Source organism: Yoonia maritima, from assembly GCF_003003285.1.
In the GTDB taxonomy this organism is placed as follows: domain Bacteria; phylum Pseudomonadota; class Alphaproteobacteria; order Rhodobacterales; family Rhodobacteraceae; genus Yoonia; species Yoonia maritima.
On record NZ_PVTP01000023.1, the window covers coordinates 1 to 5,802 of the forward strand.

Genomic DNA, 5,802 nt, shown 5'->3' on the forward strand with positions numbered 1-5,802 from the left:
ATGGCGCGCCCCGCCTCAAATACCTCAAAATTTCTTACCGCCCCCGATCCATCCCTCAGCGTCTCCGCTTCCGTCTGACCCGTCCGGCGCCCCGTCGGTGCTTGTTAGCGCCGCCGGTGAAGGGGGTTCTAAGGTTATCACCCAACACCCGCAACCCCTTTTTCAAAAAATCATAAAGTTTTTGAGTTTTATATAGAAATATATTTATTTACAGCAACTTAGATGGTTTTCAACATGTCATTCATATATTCAACCCAACGCTAGACACGTCTAAAACTAGCTCTTCCTGAATCAATTCAACTCAAGCAGGCAAGCCCAGCCCGAGATTCATTACATTTCACCCAGAATCGAACAGTAACTCGCCCAAAAGCACATCGGTAACGAATCTCGCTTGTAGTTCCATTGCGAGCATTGCGAATGCCCCCAATGGTCGCGCACTTAGTGAACAGCCAAAACACTGGCGGATTAAGGAAGTGCCCCAGCATGACCTAGATCATCATCAGGAATTGCGGGAACCTGTCCCGCCCTCACTTTTTTAGCACTGCGGTTCATCCAATGCCGGATAAAAACGCTGTATAACAAACCGCGCAAACCGGGAAAGCTGACTGTGCGTTGTATAGAACGTGTCAGGGTCATCAAAAACACCGCAATCGTGGTTAATCCCAGTCTGTTGAATATAGGTGCTCTCTCCGCGCCAATCGACACTCGGAGCTTGCAGGGTCTCCGTTCCCACACCAAACGCGCATAACGACGAGCGATCAGGAAACGACCGTTGCAGCGGGTCAAGAATAAAGCCTTCTAGATTGAGCCATTGATCTTCATACAAAACCTCGACCCAAGAGTGGATGATACTTTGAGGAACCAGTGGATAGATAGCCTCTGGAATGACTCCTCGCTGTAGTCGCTTGCCTATGGTGAACCCGTGAAAACGGCACGGAATACCTAGCGCCCGTAAAAGCGCCATAAACAGCGTACCTTTAGTATTACACTGACCATAACCGTCCGCCAGCACCCGCGAGGCAGGCAGAGCATCTTTGGCGTTATAGCCGAAAACGATGTCCGTTCGCACAAAATCATAGGCCGCTCCAATACGGTCCTTTTGCGTCAACCCAGCCCAACCACGGTTGGCTATTAGAGCTTGAATGGCATTAGCCTCAAAGTCGAGTAGAGGGGTGGGGGATAAAAAAACTGTCAGTCATCATAGCCTCTTGAGTGTCATCCCGCCTTACATAGAACCTCAAGCAACTAGAGGATCAAGAGAAGATTTTCATTTGTCGATAGCTTTTTGACCCGCATGCCGGTTAAGTCTTGCCGCAGCAATCAAATCCGCGCCGCGTTCGCGAACACACACTCAACCGTGTGACAGCTGCACGCCCACTCAGCGAACCACCGTTAGAGTAAGAATGCTGAAAAGCTATGCCGACAACCTGTGCCCTCAACGACGAAGGCAAACCCAGATACCTTGAGTTTATGAAACTTAGCAGTGGGATTTGCGCCAAGCATCATAGCTTATCATTGGGCACAAATGCCTTGACTGGTCAGTATTATTTCCACTATCCATGAAATATGGAATCAATACTCACAGAACGTCTCGCAACTCTTAGCCATCCGCAGCGGATGGCCGTGTTTCGCTTGCTTATGCGGCGCTGCCCGGATGAGTTGCCTGCGGGTGAGATCGCCGATGCGCTTAGTCTTAAGGCAAGCACTGCGTCGGTATACCTGTCGGCCTTGACACAGGCGGGTCTCATTTCGCAGCGTCGGGATAAGACGCGGCTATTATATGCGGTCAACTTAGAGGCAGCGGGCGCAGTTGTATCGGGTCTATTCGTCGATTGCTGCCGTGGCCGCGCCGACCTTTGTCCACCTCCATTTTCGGAAATGATCAAGCATATGCCTTCAGCGTCCGCTACCAAATTCAATGTCCTATTCGTGTGTACCGGCAATTCAGCGCGTTCGATCTTTGCTGAAACCATTTTGCGGGACATGGCGGGGGATCGGTTTACGGCCTATTCTGCAGGTACAATGCATCGCTCTGATTTGAACCCGCTGGCAGTCGAAATGCTGCAATCGAAAGGGCATGATGTATCGCCTTTACGGTCTAAAAACGTATCAGAGTTTCAGGGCGCTGATGCGCCAAATATGGATTTCGTGTTTACCGTCTGTGATCGTGCCGCAAACGAAGAATGTCCAACGTGGCCGGGGCAACCTGTTTCCGGGCATTGGGGTATGCCAGACCCCGTTAAAGCAGAGGGAACCGATGCAGAAAAGCGTCTTGCATTCCATCAAACCTATGGTGCGCTGCATAATCGGATCCAAGCATTTACTGCGTTGTCTTTTGAACTGTTGGACCGAGCGACATTACAAAAGAATGTTGATGAAATTGGCAAATAAGCCGTGAAACAGGAAAAATCCGCTATGACCACTTACGCCCTGAACGGCCTTGGCCGCATTGGTAAACTTGCGCTACGCCCGTTGCTGGAAACCGGCGCAGAGATTGCGTTTATCAATGATGCCGTTGGCGACCCAGAGATGCACGCGCACCTGCTCGAGTTCGATTCCATCCACGGGCGCTGGCCTGCAACGTTTGAAACGGACACAAATGCAATTACCATCGACGGGAAAACCATCCCGGTTACCAGCACCCGCAAGCTCGATGAACTGCCGCTAGATGACGTAGATGTGGTGATTGATTGCACTGGTGCTTTTAAGACTGAGGCAGCACTTGCCCCCTATTTCGCTGCGGGTGTGAAGAAGGTTGTCGTTTCAGCCCCGGTTAAGGATGGTCCAACGGCAAATATCGTGTTCGGGGTTAATGACGATATCTATGATCCCGACACCCATCAGATTGTAACAGCTGCGAGCTGCACAACGAACTGTCTGGCCCCCGTGGTAAAGGTGCTTCTTGAAGGGATCGGGATTAAACATGGTTCAATCACGACAATCCATGACGTGACCAACACGCAAACAATTGTTGACCGCCCGGCAAAGGATTTGCGCCGTGCGCGGTCTGCGTTGACGAACCTTATCCCCACGACAACGGGGTCGGCTACGGCCATTACGCTGATCTATCCTGAACTGACGGGTAAGTTAAACGGTCACGCCGTTCGCGTGCCGCTGCTAAATGCATCTATCACCGATTGCGTATTTGAAATGGCCCGAGAAACAAGCGTTGAAGAGGTCAACGCATTGTTCAAAGCCGCTGCCGAGGGCGAATTGCAGGGTATTTTAGGCTATGAAGAACGCCCTTTGGTGTCATGCGATTACACAAACGATACACGCAGCTCTATCATTGATGCGCCCTCAACAATGGTCGTCAATGGTACGCAGCTTAAGGTCTACGCATGGTATGATAATGAATACGGCTATGCACACCGGTTGGCTGATGTCGCTTTGATGGTCGGTGGAAAGCTGTGACGCGTCCGACGGGATTTGCGGCCTATATAACGGTAACCGCGGCTTACTGGGCGTTCATGCTCACCGATGGTGCACTTCGTATGTTGGTGCTGTTACATTTCCACACATTGGGATTTTCACCGGTTCAACTTGCATATCTGTTTGTGCTGTATGAAATCGCCGGTGTCGTAACGAACCTATCGGCAGGTTGGATCGCAGCGCGATTTGGTTTGACGTCCACGCTCTATGCGGGGCTTACTTTGCAGATCATCGCGCTATTGGCGCTGACCCAACTTAACCCGCTGTGGAGTGTTAGCTTTTCAGTGGTGTTTGTCATGTTGGTGCAGGGATTGTCTGGCGTCGCAAAAGATCTTGCGAAGATGAGCTCTAAAAGCGCGGTGAAGATCTTAGCCCCAAGCGAAGGCGGCGGGCTGTTTCGCTGGGTCGCTCTTTTAACCGGGTCCAAAAATGCGGTCAAAGGCTGCGGTTTTTTGCTGGGTGCGGTTTTGCTGGCAGTGTTGGGGTTCGTGCCATCTGTGTTGACGATGGCGGCTATTCTTTTTGCCATCCTCATCGGGGTTATTTTGGGAATGCCTGCGGGGCTACCTGTTGGGCGTAAAGACGCGAAATTCTCTGAGGTGTTTTCGAAGAACCGAAATATCAACTGGCTCAGCGCTGCGCGGCTCTTTTTGTTTGGGGCGCGTGATGTGTGGTTTGTCGTTGGTATCCCAATCTATTTCTATGCGGTTCTATCTGACGGCAGCGAAGCCGGAAATCGCACAGCGTTCTTTATGATTGGCACCTTTATGGCGGTCTGGACAATACTATACGGGATCGTTCAGGGCTGGGCGCCGCGCATTTTGAATGCAACCGCGCGGACAGAGGCAGGGATGCTTGCGCAGGCCAAACGCTGGGTGGCCATGCTGATTGTTGTGCCGGCATTGCTTGCTGGGTTGGTATCGGTTTCGGCCGAACCGTCCAATGTATTGACCGCAACAATTGTTCTGGGGCTTTTGGTTTTCGGCGGTATCTTTGCTGTGAATTCGGCGTTGCATTCATTTTTGATCCTCAATTTCACGGATGCAAAGCGTGTCACAATGGATGTGGGATTTTACTATATGGCGAACGCGGCAGGCCGTCTGGTCGGAACCGTACTGTCCGGGCTGACATATCAATTGGGCGGGCTTGCGCTGTGCCTTGCGACCGCAGCACTGATGATCGGCTTAAGCTGGGTCGGTGTGTCCCAGCTTAGAACACGTGAAAGACAAGGGATCGCGGCATGAATATTTTCGAGAAATACCTCTCCGTTTGGATCGCATTGGCGATGGGGGCGGGTATCATTTTGGGAAATGTCGCCCCTGGTTTGGTTAGGGCAATAGCAGCGGCCGAATTCGCCAGCGTAAATCTGGTTGTTGCGGTGCTGATCTGGGCGATGGTCTATCCGATGATGGTTGGCGTTGACCCACGATCCCTGCGTGACGTGGCAAAGCAACCGCGGGGGCTGCTGATTACGCTTATCGTGAATTGGCTAATCAAACCTTTTACGATGGCCGCTTTGGCGGTGCTGTTTTTCCAACACATCTTTGCACCGTGGATCCCACGCGAAGACGCGATGCAGTATATTGCCGGACTAATTTTGCTAGGCGCTGCGCCATGCACGGCGATGGTGTTCGTATGGTCACAACTCACACGCGGTGACGCGACTTATACGCTGCTACAGGTGTCGGTGAATGACCTGATTATGGTCGTCGCCTTTGCGCCAATCGTCGCCTTTTTGCTGGGCGTCACGGACATCACCGTGCCTTGGTCGACCTTGGTCCTTTCGGTCCTGCTGTTTATCGCGCTGCCGCTTGCCGCTGGAATTTTAACCCGGCGACGCCTTGGGTCAGAGCCCGCAATCGAAACGTTTCAAGCACGTGTGAAACCCTATTCGGTGGTTGGACTGATCGTAACGGTCATGATCCTCTTTGGATTACAGGGCCAAGTTATTGTCTCAAAACCTTTCATCATCGTGCTGATCGCGGTGCCCATCATTCTACAAAGCTATGGTATCTTTGCGATTGCCTATGCCGCAGCCTTTGCGATGAAGGTGCCACATCGCATCGCGGCACCTTGCGCACTGATCGGTACGTCGAACTTTTTCGAACTCGCTGTAGCCGTCGCGATTAGCCTGTTTGGACTAAACTCCGGCGCGGCCCTTGCAACCGTTGTCGGCGTGTTGGTTGAAGTACCTGTTATGCTAACCCTTGTCGCATTCGCTAACCGAACACGCACAAAATTCGCACCTTAGAATACCGCCCACTTAGGGCTGCGGTGTCTGACGTCAGCGCTTATGGGTTCAAATAGTGCAATTTGCTAAGAGAGTGTTTGTTGCTCATCGTAGCCACCGAGGAGTGGAAGATGAGAAAG

General features: G+C 51.8%; 4 protein-coding genes and 1 pseudogene. 4 read left to right on the forward strand and 1 reads right to left on the reverse strand.

Features of this window, described 5'->3' with window-relative positions; genetic code table 11:
* Positions 1–465 precede the first annotated feature (465 nt).
* Positions 466–1,195: pseudogene (locus CLV80_RS18185) on the reverse strand (transglutaminase-like domain-containing protein).
* Between the two features lie 371 nt (positions 1,196–1,566).
* On the opposite strand from CLV80_RS18185, the gene CLV80_RS18190 reads away from it, so the two are divergent.
* The 4 genes from CLV80_RS18190 to arsB are packed head-to-tail and all read left to right on the forward strand — an operon-like array spanning position 1,567 to position 5,683.
* A complete protein-coding gene (locus tag CLV80_RS18190) occupies positions 1,567–2,391 on the forward strand; it encodes an arsenate reductase/protein-tyrosine-phosphatase family protein (protein WP_106359361.1) in 825 nt (274 codons plus the stop codon).
* 24 nt (positions 2,392–2,415) lie between these two features.
* Positions 2,416–3,414, forward strand: coding sequence for an ArsJ-associated glyceraldehyde-3-phosphate dehydrogenase (locus CLV80_RS18195; protein ID WP_106359362.1), 999 nt, complete (start codon positions 2,416–2,418; stop codon positions 3,412–3,414).
* Complete coding sequence (arsJ, locus tag CLV80_RS18200) at positions 3,411–4,676, forward strand: organoarsenical effux MFS transporter ArsJ (RefSeq protein ID WP_106359363.1); 1,266 nt, start codon at positions 3,411–3,413, stop codon at positions 4,674–4,676. The genes CLV80_RS18195 and arsJ overlap by 4 nt, the downstream gene beginning before the upstream one ends.
* Positions 4,673–5,683 carry an ACR3 family arsenite efflux transporter gene (arsB, locus tag CLV80_RS18205; protein ID WP_106359364.1) on the forward strand — a complete coding sequence of 337 codons (1,011 nt, stop codon included), beginning with the start codon at positions 4,673–4,675 and terminating at the stop codon, positions 5,681–5,683. The genes arsJ and arsB overlap by 4 nt, the downstream gene beginning before the upstream one ends.
* The last annotated feature ends 119 nt before the right edge of the window (positions 5,684–5,802 follow it).